The sequence below is a fragment of the Flavobacterium humidisoli genome (genome assembly GCF_023272795.1).
Lineage (GTDB): Bacteria > Bacteroidota > Bacteroidia > Flavobacteriales > Flavobacteriaceae > Flavobacterium > Flavobacterium humidisoli.
The window spans coordinates 5209269-5229636 of sequence record NZ_CP096829.1 but is presented as its reverse complement, the minus strand read 5'-3'; the positions used below and the strand labels follow the sequence as shown (position 1 = coordinate 5229636).

Annotated in this window: 14 protein-coding genes and 5 tRNA genes; 12 read left to right on the top strand and 7 right to left on the bottom strand. The window is 34.3% G+C overall.

The window, feature by feature from the left end:
- The first annotated feature begins 233 nt into the window (after positions 1-233).
- From M0M44_RS22005 to M0M44_RS21970, 8 genes are all read left to right on the top strand, one after another.
- A tRNA-Arg gene (locus M0M44_RS22005) sits at positions 234-307 on the top strand.
- 20 nt (positions 308-327) lie between these two features.
- Positions 328-400 (top strand) — tRNA-Asp (locus M0M44_RS22000).
- A gap of 56 nt (positions 401-456) precedes the next feature.
- Positions 457-528, top strand: a tRNA-Pro gene (locus M0M44_RS21995).
- 6 nt (positions 529-534) lie between these two features.
- Positions 535-607, top strand: a tRNA-Leu gene (locus M0M44_RS21990).
- Between the two features lie 26 nt (positions 608-633).
- The gene (locus tag M0M44_RS21985) at positions 634-1203 is read left to right on the top strand and encodes a hypothetical protein (RefSeq protein ID WP_248727651.1); all 570 of its coding nucleotides are present in this window, start codon (positions 634-636) and stop codon (positions 1201-1203) included.
- Between the two features lie 761 nt (positions 1204-1964).
- Entirely contained in the window at positions 1965-3062 is a 1098-nt protein-coding gene (locus tag M0M44_RS21980; protein ID WP_248727650.1) for a slipin family protein, read from the top strand.
- A 324-nt stretch (positions 3063-3386) separates the two neighbouring features.
- Entirely contained in the window at positions 3387-3890 is a 504-nt protein-coding gene (locus tag M0M44_RS21975) for a hypothetical protein (protein ID WP_248727649.1), read from the top strand.
- A 140-nt stretch (positions 3891-4030) separates the two neighbouring features.
- Positions 4031-4576 (top strand): 3'-5' exonuclease, encoded by a 546-nt coding sequence (locus M0M44_RS21970; RefSeq protein ID WP_248727648.1) that lies wholly within the window; start codon positions 4031-4033, stop codon positions 4574-4576.
- Positions 4577-4682: 106 nt separating this feature from the next.
- Here M0M44_RS21970 and M0M44_RS21965 read toward each other — a convergent pair whose 3' ends face one another.
- The 6 genes from M0M44_RS21965 to M0M44_RS21940 form a co-directional block, all read right to left on the bottom strand.
- On the bottom strand, positions 4683-5597 hold the full coding sequence (locus M0M44_RS21965; RefSeq protein ID WP_248727647.1) for a phytanoyl-CoA dioxygenase family protein: 915 nt from the start codon (positions 5595-5597) through the stop codon (positions 4683-4685).
- 143 nt (positions 5598-5740) lie between these two features.
- Positions 5741-7519, bottom strand: a complete 1779-nt coding sequence (locus M0M44_RS21960) for an AMP-dependent synthetase/ligase (RefSeq protein WP_248727646.1) — start codon at positions 7517-7519, stop codon at positions 5741-5743.
- Positions 7520-7695: 176 nt separating this feature from the next.
- Entirely contained in the window at positions 7696-8130 is a 435-nt protein-coding gene (locus M0M44_RS21955; RefSeq protein WP_248727645.1) for a hypothetical protein, read from the bottom strand.
- Positions 8131-8272: 142 nt separating this feature from the next.
- Complete coding sequence (locus M0M44_RS21950) at positions 8273-10684, bottom strand: TonB-dependent receptor domain-containing protein (RefSeq protein WP_248727644.1); 2412 nt, start codon at positions 10682-10684, stop codon at positions 8273-8275.
- Positions 10685-10911: 227 nt separating this feature from the next.
- Complete coding sequence (purL, locus tag M0M44_RS21945; RefSeq protein WP_248727643.1) at positions 10912-14565, bottom strand: phosphoribosylformylglycinamidine synthase; 3654 nt, start codon at positions 14563-14565, stop codon at positions 10912-10914.
- A gap of 446 nt (positions 14566-15011) precedes the next feature.
- On the bottom strand, positions 15012-16523 hold the full coding sequence (locus M0M44_RS21940) for a hypothetical protein (protein WP_248727642.1): 1512 nt from the start codon (positions 16521-16523) through the stop codon (positions 15012-15014).
- Positions 16524-16784: 261 nt separating this feature from the next.
- Between M0M44_RS21940 and M0M44_RS21935 the strand changes: the two genes are divergently transcribed.
- The 4 genes from M0M44_RS21935 to M0M44_RS21920 all read left to right on the top strand — a co-directional run bounded on the left by M0M44_RS21935 (position 16785) and on the right by M0M44_RS21920 (position 19240).
- Positions 16785-17216 (top strand): PaaI family thioesterase, encoded by a 432-nt coding sequence (locus tag M0M44_RS21935; protein WP_095928875.1) that lies wholly within the window; start codon positions 16785-16787, stop codon positions 17214-17216.
- A gap of 3 nt (positions 17217-17219) precedes the next feature.
- On the top strand, positions 17220-18284 hold the full coding sequence (locus tag M0M44_RS21930; protein WP_248727641.1) for a chorismate-binding protein: 1065 nt from the start codon (positions 17220-17222) through the stop codon (positions 18282-18284).
- Positions 18285-18370: 86 nt separating this feature from the next.
- Complete coding sequence (bshB1, locus tag M0M44_RS21925; RefSeq protein ID WP_248727640.1) at positions 18371-19087, top strand: bacillithiol biosynthesis deacetylase BshB1; 717 nt, start codon at positions 18371-18373, stop codon at positions 19085-19087.
- A 79-nt stretch (positions 19088-19166) separates the two neighbouring features.
- A tRNA-His gene (locus M0M44_RS21920) sits at positions 19167-19240 on the top strand.
- Positions 19241-19446: 206 nt separating this feature from the next.
- Here M0M44_RS21920 and ypfJ read toward each other — a convergent pair.
- A complete protein-coding gene (gene ypfJ / locus M0M44_RS21915) occupies positions 19447-20301 on the bottom strand; it encodes a KPN_02809 family neutral zinc metallopeptidase (RefSeq protein ID WP_248727639.1) in 855 nt (284 codons plus the stop codon).
- Positions 20302-20368: the final 67 nt, after the last annotated feature.

Below are 20368 nucleotides of genomic sequence, written 5' to 3'. Positions count from 1 at the left end.
CCAAACAAAATTGAAACACAGCGTTTCAAATAATAATAAGAATTTAAAATATAATACAGCATATAAAATGGCTTTACAAAATAAAATATCATACGGATTACCACTAAACGCAAGATTTGATCTTGGACGTTTGACAATGCAGGTGCATCAATATAGGCAATAGGATAGTTATATCACGTTGAATTTTGTAAAGCACCTTTGATCGGGTGCTTTTTTTATGCCCAAAAATAAATGATTTTGTAGCTCAGTTGGATAGAGCGTCTGCCTTCTAAGCAGATGGTCGAAGGTTCGAATCCTTCCAAAATTACTTGTTCTCTAGAAGGAACTGGCTCATTGGGGTTACTGGCTAACCTTCCCGACTGTCTCTCGGGAGAAACGGGTTCGACTCCCGTATGAGCCGCTTTTTTAAGTTGGTAAGTGGCTAAGATTCTAAGCTACTTAGAGACTTAAATAGACCTGGGAAGATAACGGAGGTTGTTTACCCGCTTTGGATGCGGGAGGTCGCAGGTTCGAATCCTGCTTCCCAGACAAAATGCAGGAGTGGCGGAACGGCAGACGCGGCTGACTTAGAATCAGTATTTTGAGAGTTCGAATCTCTCTTTCTGTACAAAATGAAGATTTAAAAAAATATATATGAAAAAGATAAGCACATTATTCGCCAAAGATCCTAATGATTTAGGAAGGGTTATAGATAAAATTAATACTGAAAACAAATGGGTTTTTGAAGGAGAAGCTATTGCAACCAGAAAATTTGATGGAACATCTGCCGCAATTATAGAGGGTGAAATATTTAAAAGGTTTGATGCTAAAAAAGGAAGAACAATTCCGTTGGGAGCAATTCCTTGTCAGGAAGCAGACCCTATTTCGGGACATCACCCACACTGGCTAAAATGTGATCGTTCAAAATCGGAGGATAAACATTTCTTTGAAGGTTTTGATGGATTAGAAAATAAAGTTGACGGAACTTACGAATTATGCGGACCTAAAATACAAGGAAACCCTGAGAATTTTGAGAAACATACATTGGTAAAACACGGAAGTGAAATACTTGATTTTGTAAATCTTGAGTTTAATGTTTTGAAAGAATTCTTATTAGAAAGTGACATTGAAGGTATTGTTTTCCATCATATTTCAGATGGAAGAATGTGCAAATTGAGAAAAACAGATTTTGGTATTAAACGTGTCAAGTTAGAATTTGTATAGAATTAAAAGATCTGCGCAAAATAATTGCGCAGTATAAATTGAATATTTGTTCAAGAAATAAAAGTTCTTTCATAAAATGAAATGATATCAAAGGAAACTTTGAATAAAAATATCAAATAAGCCTTGTTGGGTGTTTCGGTATAGCACTATTGTAGCAGACTTTTCGCGAAAGCGTATTATGTTTTTCTATGCAGCTTGGTTTGGAGGTTTTGATGGTTTTCCAAAAAATTGTCGCACAAGGGATCTGAGGGTTGTGGGTTCGAATCCCATTCACAGTAATGTGATAGCTCAATTTGGATAGAGCATTGGATGTGTTATGCAGGTTCGAATCCTGCACCGAATACGCTTCGGTTGGACGAATCCGGTAAGTCGACGGGTCTCAAAAACCTGTAACATTGGAGACCATCACTCTTAAAAAGATGACCATTAGAAAAAACTGATTTGTCTTTGTCAGTGAAAATAGGATTTTACAATCTGATGTTTCACACTCTGATAAAGCCAGTGCGAATAGAAATGTGTTTTGAAAAGTTTGTTTTCTTTTTGATTTGATTGTTTAGAGAATTTGGGGATTCTCTCAATAAAATAGAATCAGAAACAATTCAGACAGACAAAGAACAAACTATTCGTCCGTTTTTCTTGGAGGAGAAAGACAATGAGGTTTTTTTATTAAGAAGAGAATAGAATATAGAGAATAGAGTATAGAGGTTTAAAGATTTTGGAACATAAAACTTTAAACTTGAAACTTGAAACAAAAAAATATTATGATAAAAAGAATTACAATCGAGACTTACCAAGTAGGCTTGGTGTTCGAAAATAGAAAATTAATTAAAGTATTAGAAGAAGGATTACATTGGATTTTTGGAAACAAAAACATTATGATTTATGATCTAAACGGATCTTTTCAGGCTCCTTTTGAGTTGGATATTTTATTGCAAAATGAAGTGTTAGCATCTCTTTTGGAAGTTGTTGAAGTTGCAGATAACGAAATCGTATTGCAATTTGTAAAAGGAAATTTCAAAGAAGTTTTAACGCCAGGGAAATATGCTTTTTGGAAAGGAGTTGTAAAAAATGAATTCATTAAAGCAGATTTGTCTAAGATTGAAATCACAGAAAATATTCCAGTAAACTTATTGGAAAATGTCAAGATGAGATACTTCACAAGAAAATTTATTGTAGCAAGTAATGATAAAGCTTTGTTATTTGTGAATGGAACTTTTGTGAAAGAATTGAAATCAGGGACACATTATTTCTGGAATAACGCCATTACAATCGAAGTGAAAACCGTTGATACTAGGCAGCAACAATTGGAAATTTCTGGTCAGGAGTTGTTGACTAAAGATAAAGCAGGATTAAGAATTAACTTTTTTGTGAGATATCAAGTGGTTGATATTATGAAAGCTTTGACCGAAAATAAAGATTTTGAAAAACAATTGTATGTCGCAATGCAACTGGCTTTAAGAGCTTTTGTTGGCGGATTAACTTTAGATGAATTATTGTCAAAGAAAGATGCAATTGCCGATGCTATTTTAGAAGAAGCAAAAACTAAGATCAAAGATTTAGGTTTAGCAATTTCTGATGCTGGAATAAGAGATGTAATTCTTCCAGGAGATATGAAAGAAATCATGAATCAGGTTTTGGTTGCTGAGAAAAAAGCGCAGGCCAACAGCATTATGAGAAGAGAAGAAACTGCCGCAACAAGAAGTTTGCTAAACACAGCAAAGCTGATGGAAGAAAACGAAATGTTGTGGAAGTTGAAAGAGATGGAGTACGTTGAAAAAATCGCTGATAAAATTGGTGAAATCACCATTTCTGGCGGTGGAAACGTAATTGGTCAATTAAAAGAAATCTTCGTAAAGTAAAAGAACTATTAGCAGTAAAATGTTGATCGTTTAAGTTTAATAATAAAAATTTAAGGATGAATCAAGAAATAGGATTTGCGTCGGGCCAGAAAGGTCAAACGGATACAGTGGAGTTAAGTGAATCTTCGTTTGCCTCAATTAAAGGAGCAGATTTAGAATGCATTAGCCTATGGAATGAAAAGGTGAATTTTAGGGAAACCATATATATCATTTAAAGATATTTCTCTAGTAAAGCAAGCGTGTTTTTGAACTTTTGTGATATTGGATTTCCCAGAAAAGCCTTCGATTTCCTGAGATTTCCAAGAATTGCAAAAGAAAAATATCATGCAAAACAATACACTAGAAAAATACAAAAAAGCAATTAGAAATAAATACGAGATAGAAAAAGGCGACAAATACTTTGATTATTTGTACAAGCCTTCTCGTGGAAAACTTCGTGATTTGTGTTGGTTGATTTTCGAGAATAACCCAACTCAAGATGACTTGAATGTTTTTAAGAATCTTTTGGGTTTAGATTTCGATCATACGAAGAAAAATAAGTTTAAGGAAAAGAAAGACAAGTTCAGACCTATCGAGACGTTCTTTAAAGGAGAAACAGATCCATCAAATATTGATGCTATAAATATGGCAGCTATTTTGGTTGATTTCGAACCGCGTCCTTTCAAAAAGTTTTATGAAACTTCTAAAAAAGAAGAGACAAAACCAGTTAAAAAGTTGGAGAAAGCTAAAGCTGTTTTTGAAAAGAAGAATGCTGTAAAAAAAGAAAAACCTGAAAAAAAGTCTAAGAAAAGAAGTTTCTTTCTAGATTTTAAAAGCATGTTTTTCTAAAGGTTTCTGCCACAAAGTCGCTAAGACACAAAGTTTTTATAGCTATCGGGAGCTAAAACTAATCTTAGCGATCCTTTGTGTAAATCTTAGCGCTCTTAGCGGTTAAAAAAAATAAACACAATTATTTAAAAATTAAAAAAATGAAAACTACAGATAAAATTATTATTATCGATCTAGAAGCCACATGTTGGCAAGGTGCGGTCCCGAGTGGGCAGCAAAATGAAATTATAGAAATCGGTTTGGCTGTATTGGATACAGAAACTGGAGCAATTTCTAAGAATAAAGGAATATTGGTAAAACCACAGTGCTCGAGCGTTAGTTTATTTTGTACGGAATTGACCACCATTACTCAGGATTTACTTGATAAGAATGGAGTTAGTTTCGAAGATGCCATTAATGAGCTTATTGACGAATACAACCCCGATTTATATACTTGGGCAAGTTACGGCCAGTACGATTTGAATATGCTGAAAAAACAATGTAAATCGTTGGGTATTCCATACCCAATGGGAGAGGAGCATATCAATGTAAAAGAGCATTTTGCCGAAAAGTTTGGCTTGGTTAAACCAACAGGAATGAACGGCGCGCTTGCATTGCTAAATATTCCGTTAGAAGGAACACATCACCGCGGAATTGACGATGCCAAAAACATCGCAAAGATTTTGAATTGGTGCCTTAAAAGTTAGAATTTAATTTGTAATATCAGTTATTAAAAGGATAGCTGATGACTGTAGAAAACTGTAAATAGAAGTATTTACAGTTTTTCGCGTTTCTGCAATTATTGTAAACGATTCAAATCCATTCTCCAGCTGCATTGTAATCGTTTGGAAGATAAGTAAGATATTGAACCATTCTTGGATTTTCTCCTTTGTTTGGCGTTGCACAGTGCGGTAATGCGTTATGCCAGATTATAAAATCGCCTGCATCTCCTGTAATTGGTTTTGGATGTAAAGTTTTTAAAGCTTTTTCTCGTGGATTTTCATGCGGTTCAAGTTTGTCGAGCCATTCATCGATTTGATTATGAAAACCTGGAACGCAATGGAAAGCGCCATCATTTTCTCTGCATTCGGTTAAATAAAACAAGCCTTGAAGACCATAAGTAAGCGGTTTTTTTAAGCTCATATCCCAATGAAGAGGACTTCCAAGAAAAGTGAAATGATCTGTTTCGGGCGGATTAAAACTTACTTTGTCTATAGTTTTGTAGATATTCGTAGTTCCATAAAGCTGTTCGTAAGCCTTTTTTACTTTTGGCGAAAAACGATTACGATTTAAAGTTTCATGATCTGAAAAATTAAGCATAAGCCCTTTTTGTTCTTCGTGACGCTTGTACCAGCTTTCTTTTTCATCCGGATTCATTTTTAAATATTCCCAAATAGCTTTTTGTGTGGCTTCGCAATCTTCTTTTGAAATAGCATTTTTAACGACAACATAACCGTTCCGATTCCAAAATTCAAGATCTTGATCAGATAGTACATTTTCAGTTAAATCCTCGATTTCGGATGCAATATCTCTTTTTCTATTATTAATCCATGTTTTGAAAGTTTCAAAATCTGGTTTTTCAGAATATAGAAAATACAAAGTATCTTCCATACCAATACCTAATTGATACAGTATTTTAATTTGACTATCCCAATTGGTATGGTTTGAGTCCGCATTTTTAGAATCTAAAGTACGTTTCCATAATTGTTCGAGAACTGTCCAAGGCATATTATTCTGTTTTAGATGAAAGAAAACCTAAAAATACGCGATTTATAGTTTAGTATTTAAAGTAAAAATACCCGTTTTTTGATAGTAAAAAAGGCTATCTCAATGAGATAGCCTTTTCACTTTGGTTATATTATTTTGATTTATTAATTGTTTCCGTAGATTTTTGCATAAAGATCTTTGTAAATTTCTTTGATGATTTTTCGTTTCAATTTTAAAGTAGGAGTAAGTTGTCCTCCATCAATTGACCAAACATCAGGTGTCAGCTCAAAACGCTTAATTTGTTCCCAGTGACCAAATTTTTTGTTGATTTCTTCCACTTCGTTATCAATACGTTTGATTACTTCAGCATTTGAAGAAATATCAGCAGGAGAATCTCCTAAAACGATTTTATGAATTTTCGCCCATTCTTTTACAAATTCAAAGTTGGGCTGAATAAACGCTGCTGGCATTTTTTCGCCTTCTCCAATAACCATAATCTGTTCAATAAAACGAGATTGTTTCATGGCATTTTCAATCATTTGTGGAGCGATATATTTACCTCCAGAAGTTTTGAACATTTCTTTCTTACGATCTGTAATTTTCAAGAAACCTTCACTATCAATTTCTCCAATATCTCCTGTATGGAAATAACCATCTATAATTGCTTCAGCAGTTTTTTCTGGATCTTTGTAGTAACCCAACATTACGTTTGGTCCTTTCAATAAGATTTCTCCATCTTCGGCGATTTTAACTTCAAGATTGCGAATTGGTTTTCCAACCGTTCCAATTTTAAAGCCTCTATTTCTTTGGTCGTTAACTGCAATTACTGGCGATGTTTCAGATAAACCGTAACCTTCCATAACTGGAATTTCCGCGGCAGCAAAAACTCTCGTTAAACGTGGTTGTAATGCCGCACTTCCAGAAACCATTAAATCTAAATTTCCGCCCAAACCTTCTTTCCATTTGCTGAAAATTAGTTTGCGTGCAATTTTTAATTGGAATTCATACCAAGCACCATTTGCTCCGTATGGTTCGTATCTTAAACCTAAATCAATTGCCCAGAAAAATAATTTTTTCTTGATACCGGTTAATTCAGCTCCTTTAGCATAAATTTTATCGTAAACTTTTTCTAAAAGTCTTGGTACAGCTGTAATTACAGTTGGGCGCACTTCTTTTAAGTTATCACTGATTTTATCTATAGATTCTCCAAAATAAACCGAAACCCCATAAAATTGATAGATGTACAAAATCATTCTTTCAAAGATATGGCAAATAGGCAAGAAGCTTAATGCAGTACTTTTTCCTGGATCAAAAGGAATTCTTGGCGCACTGTCTAAAACATTCGATACAATGTTTTTGTGCGAAAGCATAACTCCTTTAGGTTTTCCTGTTGTTCCAGAAGTATAAATTATAGTGGCTAAATCATCTGTCTGGATACTGTCTTTTCTAGCTTCAACTTCACTTTGATTGCTTTCGTCTTCGCCAAGTGCAAGAAGGTCTGTCCAGTGTTTGCATCCTGGAATTTCATTAAAAGAATAAACTTCTTTTAAAGTGGGTACATTTGCTTTAATGGCATTTACTTTCTGTAATACTTCTTCATCAGAAACAAAACAGTAAATACTGCCGCTATGGTTCAAAATATATTCGTAATCTTCTTCTGCAATAGTTGGATAAATTGGAACATTTTGAGCACCAGTCTGCAAAATACCAATATCCATTATATTCCACTCCGTTCTGTTGTTCGAAGTAATTAAAGCAATTTTATCATCTTTCTGAACGCCCATACGCAATAATGCTCTAGAAATAGCATTTGCTTTTGCAATATATTCTTGGCTAGATGTTTTTTCCCAGACTCCATTTTTTTTGGTTGCAAGCGCAACTGGAAGGTTGTAAGTTTCTTGTTGATAATAGGGAAAATCAAAAAGGCGTGTGATTGAAACCATGTTTAATATATTGAATTTTATTGCAAATTAAATAAAATTTGGGTATGATTTTCAATTTTATAAAATTTAATGGGAAAATTTATAAAGACTATTAAAAATCAACGAAAACGTTTTCTTTTTTGTCGTTAAATTTCTAAAAAATCAAGAAAAATTTAATTTGAAGACGTTTTTAAAAGCTATTGTACGTTATAATCTTCGTATACTTTTACTCTTTCGCCCATTAAAAACATTTTTTTCTTAGCAAAATGAATAGAGAATTGAGAATAATACCATTCATTACTGTCATTTGGTCTGTACCAGAATGTGTAAGAAGCACTATTGAAGCCTTCTTTAAAAACAGGAATACCTTCTTCATTACATTCAATCCCCCAATTTATTTTTTGTTTGCTTAAATCTTCAGCTTGAATAAAACCTGTTCCGTCTGGATTTAAAACTGTAATAGGTTCTTTTTGGTTTAATGGAGCATACGTTCCAGGAACTGGATAGCCAATTGTAGTAGTAATATAGCGTTCTTTAGAATTGTGGATAATCTGATCTACGTGAACTTGTGAATGTGATGGTGTAACAGCAAAGAATAGGCTGAAAACAAAAAGTAATTTTAAAAATTTCATTCTATGTAGGTTTAAATATTTTTGGGCCGAAAAATCTATTGGATGATTTTTGCTGAGCGAATATAATCCATTTTTTTTATAGAATGGAAGCTTAAAAATACAAGAATGAAATTTTTACATTTTTATCATTTTAGGTTTGTTTTTACTCCGTTGAAAACTGATTTTCTAGTAATTTTTCTTTAAAATCAGATCTGAAAGTGTAGGCAAAAGTAACCATCAAAGCTCTTGTGTCTGATTTATTGGTTCTATGATTGCTAAACAAAAGCGTATTGTTTTTGTAACCGCTTTCTAAAGTATTAAACATATCGGTTACAACTAAGCCCAGTCGGGCATTTCCTTTTCCTAATTTTTGCTGAAATCCCATGTCTACATTGTATATCGGAATTCTTTTTCCCTGCGGAGTTGCAACAGCAGAATTGTAATTTCCTATAATCTGAAGCTTTCCGCCTTTCCAGGGAACAAAGTTATTAATCACTTTTCCGTACCAGCTGAAAGCATTGCTTACAACATCCTCGGCCTGAGGTAAATTGTTTGCATTAATGTTTTGCTGAAAAGCGGTTAAGCTAATATTTGCGTCATAAAAACCAACTGGTTTAAGGCTGAAAATAGTTTCTAAACCATACGTAACCGTACTTCCAATGTTTTGAGGCTGGAGTAAAACCACTCCATTATCTAAAAGCTGTGCATATTGTCTGATTGCATCAGTTGCGTTTCTGTAAAAGGCATTGGTCGAAAAAGAATAGTTTTTCCAGTTTTTATTATAACTTATTTCGGCAATATGAATGATTTCTGGTTTTAAATATGGATTTCCGCCATGCGGATTCAGTGCATCTGTAATATCGATAAACGGATTTAAATCATCCAAATCAGGTCGGTTGATTCGTTTGCTGTAGTTTAGTTTGATAAATTCTTCTGGTTTTAGATTCAATTGCAAGGAAGCTGACGGAAAAATTTTCAAATAATCATTGTTGAATCGGTCACTGTTATTCTGTGTTGCTCCAGTGTTGGAAACATTTTCTGCACGCAATCCTAAATTATATTTCCATTTTGGGTTTTCGCTGTCACCGATATAGGAATTCATCAGTCCATAAACGGCATTTATTTGTTCGTTAAATTTGAAAGTATTGCTCGCTAATGGGTTTACAACATATTCCCCATTTATCATATCAGCACTTTCAAAATCTGAATTAAAAAATCGGAAAGTTCCTTTGTAACCTGTTTCTATAATCGATTTTTCTGAAATTGGAAAAGTGTAATTTACAATGGCATTCGAAATATTCTGATTTTCATAGTTGTGAGTTCTTTGCAATAAAGCGCCATCAATCTGCTGCTGATATTCATCATAATTATAAGTATCAATATCGGTGTTTTCTCTGTGTTTTCCGAAAGATGAAGTAATCGATGTATTTAAATTTTTTCGCTCGTCAGAAAATTTACGATCATAAGTAAAAGCAAGTTCGCCCACTTTTGAACGTTCCAGTTCTAATGAATGCCTTCTGTTATTAGAGAAAAATGCATTGGCACTTGTGTTTACCTGCGTGTACAAAGTTTCGTCATTGTCTTGGGTTTCGATATTTCCAAGTGCTTCAAATGAAAAACTATTTTTTTCATTTGGAGAAAAATCAATATTCAATTTCAAATTCTGTAAGCCTTCAGTTCGTTCATCATTTCTATTTTGGTGAATATAATGTTCATCATTAATAAAATAATTAGTTCGGTCAGCATTTATTTTCTTGGTTCTTCCAGCAAAACGATTGTCATATCCTAAACCAAAATTCCATTTCTCTGTTTTATGGTTGAAAAGGGCAGAACTATTGACTCTTCCTTTTGCACCAAAACCTGCACCTAGCGCTACGGCACCATTTGTACCGCTTAGGTTGTTTTTTTTGAGTTTTATGTTAATGATGCCGCTTTCAGCATTTGCATCATATTTAGCCGTCGGATTCGTGATTATTTCAATGCTTTCAATACTGCTCGCGGCAATCTGATCCATGTTGGTAATGGCAGAATTTTTCCCATTTATCAAAATCATAGGCGATTTTCCTCTTAAGGTAATGCCGCCTTCAGCATCAACCGCAACAGTTGGAATGCTTTTTAGCATATCGGTTGCGGTTCCTCCAGATTGTGAAATGTTTGAAACAGCATTAAAAACAAAACCTTCAGCAGTTTTCTGAATCTGTTTTTTTTCTGATTTTACGACAACTGTGTTCAATAAATTGGCATCTTCCTGCAAAACGATATTTCCTAATGCAGCAGTAGAACCTGAATATTTTATTTTCTGATTTATTGTTTTAAAACCAATTAATCTAAATTTTAAAATATAGTCGGCAGGATCTATATTTTCAAGAATAAATTTTCCAGAAGCATCTGTAATGGCATATGCAGCCGTTTTGGTTGTGTCGCTTACTGGTTTTAAAACTACGTCGACAAATTCGATTGGAGTTTTTCCATCTGTTATAATTCCATTAATTGAATTTGTTTTCTGGCTAAAAGAGTATTGGCTTATAACGAATAAGATAATTGCAGCGAGTAAATTTTGTTTCCATTTTTTCATGAGACAAAGATATTTACTCCAATATTTGTGCTTGCTTAAACTATCTTAAGATACCATTAAATTAATCTTAGAATAGTTTAAAAAAGTGTTAGCTACGAATTATACGAATTTTACGAATGGTGCGCAGTAATGCTTTTCTTCGTGCCAAAAATTAGTGAAAATTAGCGTAATTCGAGGCAAAAAAAAAACGCCCGATAAAATTCGGGCGCTTTAGTAAAAATATATTTTTAGTTTTTCTCAATCCATTTTCTAGCATTAACAAAAGCTTCATGCCAAGGCGAAACTTCATCGTTTCTGTCTTTTTGATAATGAGCCCAGTTCCATTGGAAAGTCGAACGCTCAATGTGAGGCATCATAACCAAATGTCTTCCTGTTTTATCACACATCATTGCTGTGTTATAATCTGAACCGTTTGGATTTGCAGGATAACCTTCGTAAGCGTATTTAGAAACAATGTTATATTGGTCTTCTGCATAAGGCAAATTGAATTTTCCTTCTCCGTGAGAAACCCAAACTCCTAAAGTGCTTCCAGCCAACGTCGATAACATAACAGAATTATTCTCCTGAACTTTTACAGAAGTAAAGATACTTTCGTGTTTCTGGCTTTCGTTATGAAGCATTTTTCCGTGAACTTCGTGCTCAGGATTAATCACTTCCAATTCCATAAACAACTGGCAGCCGTTACAAATTCCAACAGATAAAGTATCTTCTCTTTTGAAGAAATTATCTAAAGCTGTTTTTGCTTTTTCGTTGTATAAGAAAGCTCCAGCCCAACCTTTAGCAGAACCTAAAACGTCTGAATTAGAGAATCCTCCAACAGCTCCGATGAACTGAATATCCTCAAGAGTTTCACGTCCAGAAATTAAATCCGTCATGTGAACGTCTTTTACGTCAAAACCTGCTAAGTACATAGCATTTGCCATTTCACGTTCAGAATTACTTCCTTTTTCGCGGATAATAGCAGCTTTTGGTCTTGGTTTAGAGTTGTCGATTTCTGGTTTTTTTCCTGTAAAATGTGCAGGGAAAGTATAATTTAAAACCTGATTTTTATAGTTTTCAAAACGTGCTTGAGCTCTTCCGTTTTTAGATTGTTTTTGATCTAATAAATAAGAAGTCTCGAACCAGATATCTCTGTATTTTTTAATGTCTAAAGTCCAAAGTCCAAGGTCTAAAGTCTCAGTAGTTGTCGCTTTTCCTAATTTGAAAAATTCGATATTGTTAGCTTTTAATTTAGCTTCAACAGCTGCATCTGATTTTGCTTGAAATACGATTCCGATGTTTTCTGCGAAAAGAATCTTCAATAGGTCTTTTTCCGCGAAAGCGCTGAAATCAATTTTAGCTCCCAGATTTACATCAGCAAAACATAATTCTAATAAAGTAGTAATCAAACCACCACTTCCGATATCATGACCCGCTAAGATTTGGCTTTCGCCGATTAATTCCTGAATGGTATTAAACGCATTTTTAAAGAAAGAAGCGTCTTTAATTGTAGAAGTTTCGTTTCCGATTGTGTTTCTAATTTGTGCAAAAGAAGAACCTCCTAATTTGAAATCATCTTGAGACAAATTAATATAATAGATTGAATCTCCGTTTTTCTGTAAAACAGGTTCAACTACTTTTCTAATGTCTGTACAGTTTCCGGCAGCAGAAATAATAACCGTTCCAGGCGCGATTACTTCGTCATTTGGATATTTTTGTTTCATTGAAAGCGAATCTTTTCCTGTCGGAATATTAATTCCTAATTCAATTGCAAATTCAGAACATCCTTCAACAGCAGCGTATAAACGAGCGTCTTCACCTTCGTTTTTACAAGCCCACATCCAGTTGGCAGACAATGAAATACCTTTTAACTGGTCTTTAATTGGCGCCCAGATAATGTTTGATAACGATTCTGCAATAGCATTTCTAGATCCTGCAACCGGATCAATCAAAGCTGCGATAGGAGCGTGCCCAATAGAAGTTGCAATACCTTCTTTTCCTAAATAATCCAGAGCCATAACGCCGACATTATTTAAAGGCAATTGTAACGGACCTGCATTTTGCTGTTTCGCCACTTTTCCTCCAACACAACGATCCACTTTATTGGTTAACCAGTCTTTTGAAGCAACAGCTTCTAAACGTAAAACGTCTTTTAAATAACTTTCGAAATCTCCTGCATTGTAAGCAACATCAGCATATTTTCTATCGATAGTTTTATCTGTCATAACCGTTTTTGGAGAACTTCCGAAGAAATCTTCTAAAGCATAATCCATCGGTTTTGAACCATTTGATTTTGATTCGAATGTAAAACGGTGGTCTCCCGTTACATCTCCAACTTGATACATTGGCGAACGCTCTCTGTCGGCAATTCTTTGCAACGTATCAATATCTTTTTGACCAATAACCAATCCCATTCTTTCTTGAGATTCGTTACCAATAATTTCTTTTGCAGAAAGTGTTGGATCTCCAACAGGCAATTTGTCTAAATCGATTAAACCTCCCGTTTCTTCCACTAATTCAGAAAGACAGTTTAGGTGTCCTCCAGCTCCGTGATCGTGAATAGAAACAATTGGATTATTATCGCTTTCTACCAAACCACGAATGGCATTAGCGGCACGTTTTTGCATTTCAGGATTTGAACGCTGAATCGCGTTTAACTCGATTCCTGAACCAAAAGCGCCAGTATCTGCAGAAGAAACCGCAGCACCACCCATTCCGATTCTATAATTTTCTCCACCAAGAATTACAATTTTATCGCCTTCTTGTGGTTTCTTTTTAATGGATTGATCCAGTTTTCCGTATCCAATTCCACCCGCTTGCATGATTACTTTATCGTAACCAATTTTACGGTCGTTTTCTGAATGTTCGAAAGTTAAAACAGAACCTGTAATAAGCGGCTGTCCAAATTTATTTCCAAAATCAGAAGCTCCGTTTGAAGCTTTGATCAAAATATCCATTGGGGTTTGATACAACCATTTTCTTTCTTCAACAGCATTTTCCCATTTTCTGTCATCGTTCAAACGAGAGTATGAAGTCATGTAAACTGCAGTTCCAGCTAATGGTAATGAACCTTGTCCTCCAGCTAAACGGTCACGAATTTCTCCTCCTGAACCTGTTGCAGCTCCGTTGAAAGGCTCAACAGTTGTTGGGAAATTGTGTGTTTCTGCTTTTAATGAGATAACAGAATCAAATTCTTTTATTTCGTAAAAATCAGGTTTGTCAGCAGATTTTGGTGCAAATTGCTGCACTTTTGGTCCTTTTACAAAAGCAACGTTGTCTTTGTAAGCAGACACAATATCGTTAGGATTTTCCTGAGATGTTTTTTTGATTAATTTGAAAAGAGAAGTCTCTTTTTCTTCTCCATCAATCACAAATGTTCCGTTGAAAATTTTGTGACGGCAGTGTTCTGAATTTGCTTGAGAAAAAGCAAAAATTTCAGAATCAGTTAATTTTCTTCCTAGTTTAGCAGAAAGATTGTTTAGGTAATCAACTTCTTCTTCGCTTAAAGCTAAACCTTCCACTTTATTGTAAGCAGCAATATCATCTATTTCCAGAATTGGTTCTGGTTGAATGTTGATAGTGAAGATTTCTTGATCTAATTCGTTGAATTTTTGAGAAAGCATTGGGTCGAAATCAGTAAAATCTTCCGTTGCAGGATGAAATTCTTCGATTCTGATAATGCCAGAAATCCCCATGTTTTGAGTAATTTCTACCGCATTTGTACTCCAAGGTGTAATCATGGTAGCGCGAGGACCAACAAAGAAACCTGTCAATGCAGATTTTTCGATCTTATTCGCGTCGGCAAAAAGCCAGTTTAATTTTGAAATGTCTTGAGCTGAAATTTCGTTTTGCGTTTGTACGGCAAAAACAGTTTTGCTTTGGTTTTCAAAGAAATGGATCATTTTTTTGTGTAGTTTGTTGTATTGAGCTGCAAATTTAGTTTAAATAAATAGCAGGCGCAAATTTGATAGCAAAGTCTTTAGAAAAAAAATAAAACTGCTTTTTTTTGGCAGATTTTGGGGTTTGTCATGATGATACTGAGGCACAAAGTTTTTTTTAATTCTGAAGTTGGAAAGGTTTTTATTTTTAATAGATTGCAAAAGTTTTTCTTTTTTTATTTTGTTTAAAAAACTATAAATCTAGAAAAAACTATATCCCGCAGATTTTGCAGATTTTGCGGATTTTTTTCATTTTGAATGGCTTCAAAAGTTTTATTTCACGCAAATTTGCTCACATTGAAGCAGATTTTTACTGAGTTTTATTCTAGAAAATCTTCAAAATCTGCTCGATCTGCTAGAAAAATGACATCAAAAAAACTTAGAGTCTTTGTGTCTTCACGGCAAAGTAGCTATTTAGGAAAATCCTGACTCTGATACGCACCTAAATCGGGTGGCGAAGTTCTTGTAATTCCCAAAATATCGGTTGGAATCATAAAGACTGGATCTCCTTTCGCGAAAGCGGCAGAAGTTTTATCAATATTAAATTTATTTTGAGAAACATTATAAAACTTAGGGTTTTCATTCAGAATTATATTGGTGTAATGTTCTGTGTCGGTTTTGAATTGATAATTAGGATCTTTAGTAGAACTGCTGAATTTTAGCAGACAATTATTTAATTGATAGACAAATGGTGCATTTGGATTTTTATCCAAATTGAATTCGTTTGTAGCCGAACCATAAATAATGCAATTATTAAAAATAGCATTGGTTAAAGGATTAGTCTCTGGGGTTGCTCCCGCTAAAGAGTTACTTAAATTTACTGCAACTTGAGAACTGCTTGACCAATTGTTGTTAAACGTGCAATGCGTAAAGTTGTAATTTCCACCATAAATGCAGGATAGAGAAGCTAAACCAGCATAGTTTATTACAATATTACTAGCAATAACATGAGTATCTCGAGCTAAAATTCCGTATTCGGCGCAATTGTAAATTTGAGTGTTTTTAATTTCGAATGTGTTGTAAGGACTTTGCAAGTCTAAGCCAATAACCGCATTTTTCAAAGTTAAATGATTGATAGCGTGATTGGCACTTCCATTTGAAAAAATAACCGATTTCCACTGTCCAGGAATATCAGAATAAAGTGATTCTAAACGATCGCCTTCAAAAATCACTTCATTTTCAAGTTGATCAGTTGTAGATGCTGTTCCATTAATTTGTAGAGAAGCATTATCGCCAACATATAATCCAGAATTGGCATGAAAATGAACTCTGGCACCAGCTTCAAAAGTTACGGTTTTAAATTCTGGAACGCCTGCGTAGCCATAAATTACATATGGTTTCTCATTTGTAAAAAGAAGTTCATTTCCGTTTGCAGAATCATTTTCGTTTAAATAAAATCCGTCAACATCTTTGCCGTCAATTTTAATTTTTTCTTTGGTTCCGTCGGGATTTTGATTTGGATATAAAAACACAGCATCTTGTATTAAAGTAACCAAAGCAACTTCTTGCAAATTTGCTCCACTGTCAAACTGAATTTCGTCGGTATATAAAAAATCGTCAGGATTCGCATCTGTAATATCTGCCGTGGTTTCTATAAAAATGTACAAACTGTCTTTTGCTAAAAGCGTAACATCTTTAAAAATTTTCCCGTTGTTGCCCGTCATTCCGTCAACAGTCATTCTATATTTAGAATCTAAGCCTTTTTTAAATTGTACAATCGGGATCGAAATATCGTTTTTACTCTGATTGTATATTTTCAATTGATAAGTGCTTGAACCAATATTTTTAAAAACAGTATCCAAATAAACAGTGTCTTTCGAAAACTTTAAATTTCCAGAACTGGCAACAGTATCAAAATCAGTTCGGCAAGAACTGAATGCCAGAATTAAACCCAGAACAAAGATTGTAAAGTATTGACGCATTTAAATAGTTTTTAGCCACAGATTAAAAGGATTAAAAATATCTTTTTTTGCCACGAATTTCGTGTAATTAGAGACTATATTTAAAATCCTTTAAATCTGTGTAATCTGTGGCGAAGAAAAATCAGCCAAAGATTGAATTTGATTGTTTTTGTAAAAATAGCAAAAAACTGACAAGTTCATAATTGATTTTTAATTTTGGAATCCGATTTTTAGATTTATGTCTTATCTTTCTTTAATTTTACGATTTTAAAGTTTATTTTAATGAATTATACAAAAGAGCAGATTTTAGCGCGCTGTAATGAGTTTTCTAAAAACACATTGATGGAAACGCTTAAAATAGAATATATCGATGCCGGAGAAGATTTTTTAACTGCAAAAATGCCTGTAAACCCAAGTGTTCATCAGCCAATGGGATTGTTGCATGGAGGCGCTTCTGTAGCTTTGGCAGAAAGTGTTGGGAGTGCGGCTTCTTTCTTTTTTATCAATCCGAAAGAACAAGAGGTAAGAGGTATCGAAATTTCGGCAAATCATCTAAAAAGTATTCGCGAGGGTTATGTTTTCGGAACAGCTAGGATTATTCACAAAGGAAGAAGTCTTCATCTTTGGGAAATCAAAATTACCGATGAAGCAGGAAACCTAGTTTCGCTTTGCAAGTTGACGAATATGGTTTTGGATAGAAAGAAAAGTGAATAAATTATGAATCCATTTTTCTTAAAAATTAAAAATCATAAAGAACAAAATTTGCCCTTTGTACTTTATTCGAAACCCAATACAGAAAATTATATTGGGATTTTACAGCAAAATACTATTTTAAATACCGTTTCGGATTACAGCGAAAAAGGATTTGTTTTTGCTTCTTTTGATGAAAAACAACTCATTCTAATTCCTGAAAATGAATCGGAAATTATTACGATTCAAAAAGAAAAAACTTTATTTGAACCAATTGAAATTGACGATTTGAGTTTTGATACCGAAGCTAAATTTCAATATGAATATCTAGTAGCGCAGGGAATTGAGGCCATTAAAAATGAAGAATTCAAAAAAGTAGTTTTATCACGAAGTGAAGAAGTTCCTTTAGCTGAATTTGATTTTATTGAAACCTTTCAGCACTTGGTTCAGCTATATCCAGCCACTTTCAGCTATTGTTTTTTTCATCCGAAAATTGGACTTTGGATGGGGGCGACTCCAGAAAAATTGCTAAAAGCAAACGGAAATGTTTTTGAAACCATGGCTTTGGCGGGAACACAAAAAGATAATCAGAAAACAGAAATTGTTTGGCAGCAGAAAGAAAAAGACGAACAGCAATTTGTGACTGATTTTATCGTAAAAAGACTTCGAGAATTTACGGCTTCCGTTGTCGTTTCTGAGCCTTATAGTTTAAAAGCAGGATCGATCTGGCATATTAAAACCGATATTTCTGGGGTTTTAAAAGATAATTCGACTTTAGAAGAGGTAATAGATACGTTACATCCAACACCTGCTGTTTGCGGACTTCCAAAAAAGAAATCGAAAGCATTTATTTTAGAAAATGAAAACTATGATAGAACTTTTTACACTGGTTTTTTAGGCGAATTGAACAGTACTTTTGAAGGAAATAATGCTAGTTCTGATTTATTTGTAAATTTACGATGCATGCAGATTCAGGAAGATAAAGCTATCTTATATATGGGCTGCGGTATTACCAAAGAAAGTATTCCGGAAAAAGAATGGGAAGAAAGCGTCAATAAATCGGTGACGATGAAAAGAGTATTGAAAAAATAGTTTCAGGTTTCAAGTTTCAAGTTTCAGGTTACGTACAGAACTTGAAATTTGAAACCTGAAACAAAACAAAACAAACAAAAAAACAAATGAAATTAGACATATTAGCCTTTGGGGCGCATCCAGACGATGTAGAATTAGGTTGTGCTGGAACCATTTTAAAAGAAGTTTCCCTTGGAAAAAAAGTAGGTATTGTAGATTTGACGCGTGGTGAACTAGGAACGCGAGGTACAGCAGAAACTAGAGATCAGGAAGCAAAAGATGCAGCAAAAATTTTAGGAGTTGTTGTGCGTGAAAATTTAGCAATGCGTGATGGATTTTTTATTAATGACGAAAAGCATCAATTAGAAGTCATAAAAATGATTCGTAAGTACAAGCCTGAAATTGTATTATGTAATGCAGTCGACGATCGTCATATTGATCACGGAAAAGGAAGCAAACTGGTTTCTGATTCTTGTTTTCTTTCAGGGTTAATGAAAATTGAAACTTCGGTTGATGGAGTGCAGCAAGAAGCGTGGAGACCAAAAGTGGTTTATCATTATATTCAATGGAAAAATCTAGAACCAGATTTCGTTGTAGACATTACAGGATTTGAAGAAAAGAAGATTGAAGCGATTATGGCATACAAAACTCAATTTTACGATCCCAATTCAAAAGAACCTTCGACACCAATTACGAGTAAAAACTTTTTTGAAAGCTTAAATTATCGTGCGCAGGACTTAGGAAGGTTAGTTGGGAAAGATTTTGCAGAAGGTTTTACAGTAGAAAGATGTTTGGCAGTCAATAGCTTAGAAAATTTGATTTGATTTTTATGAAAATTTTTCATTTTTTTCTTTGTAGAACTCAACCTTTGTTCTATATTTGCACTCGCTAAGCAGAAAAATGGTGGTTGTAGCTCAGCTGGTTAGAGTAGCGGTTTGTGGTGCCGCGGGTCGCCGGTTCGAACCCGGTCAGCCACCCAGATAGAAAGCCTTGAAGAAATTCAAGGCTTTTTTTGTTTATAATCCCTTCGGGAAAATTTCAATATTTTAAATTCCAATTTGATATAACTTATGGTTTCATCCGTGAGAGATTGGAATTTGGAATTTTTTTATTGGAGTTTCATAAAAAAAAGCACAACTGCTAAGTTGTGCTTTTCTGGTGGTTATTATATTTGGTTTATGTATTATCGAATTTCTTCAAATGTGTTTCCTTGATTTATATCTCCAGTTTTAAAGCCTTTTTTAAACCAATACATTCTTTGTTCTGAAGTTCCGTGGGTAAAAGAATCGGGTACAACATGTCCTTGCATTTTACTCTGTATTGCATCATCTCCAACAGCATTTGCTGCACTTAAAGCTTCATCAATATCTCCAACATCAAGATCTTTTTGATTATCATGTGCCCAAACTCCAGCATAAAAATCAGCTTGTAACTCTAATGCGACAGATAATTTATTGGCTTCGGCTTCACTTTTTCCTTGCTGCATCTGACGCATTTTAGAAGATGTTCCCATTAAAGTTTGAATGTGATGGCCAATTTCATGCGCAATAACGTATGCAATAGCAAAATCGCCTCCTTTTGCACCAAATTTAGTTTTTAATTCTTCAAAGAAATCTAAATCCATATACACTTTGCGATCACCTGGGCAATAAAAAGGGCCAGAAGCCGATGATGCTCCACCACAGGCAGTTTGTACAGCGCCTTTAAAGAGAACTAATTTTGGCTTTTCGTATGTCATTCCATGCTCTGCAAAAATCTTAGTCCACGTATCTTCATTGTACGCTAACAAAGTTCTTACATAATTTCCCATTTCTTCGTCTTCTTTGCTTAACGGAGCTGCAGCTTCGGTCTGTTGGCCTTGTCCGCCTTGCATTTGTTCGAGTATTGGCGCTATTTGCTGACCTGTTTCACCGCCAAAAACATTTAGAAGCAAAACGATGATCCCAATAACTCCTCCGCCAATTATTGCTTTTCCTCCACCAGAAATTGATCTTCTGTCTTCGACATTATCACTTTGCCTTCTTCCTTGCCATTTCATATTGAATTGTTTTTAAACTTGTTATTTAAAACGTTGTACGAATTTATAGATTTTTTATGATAAAATT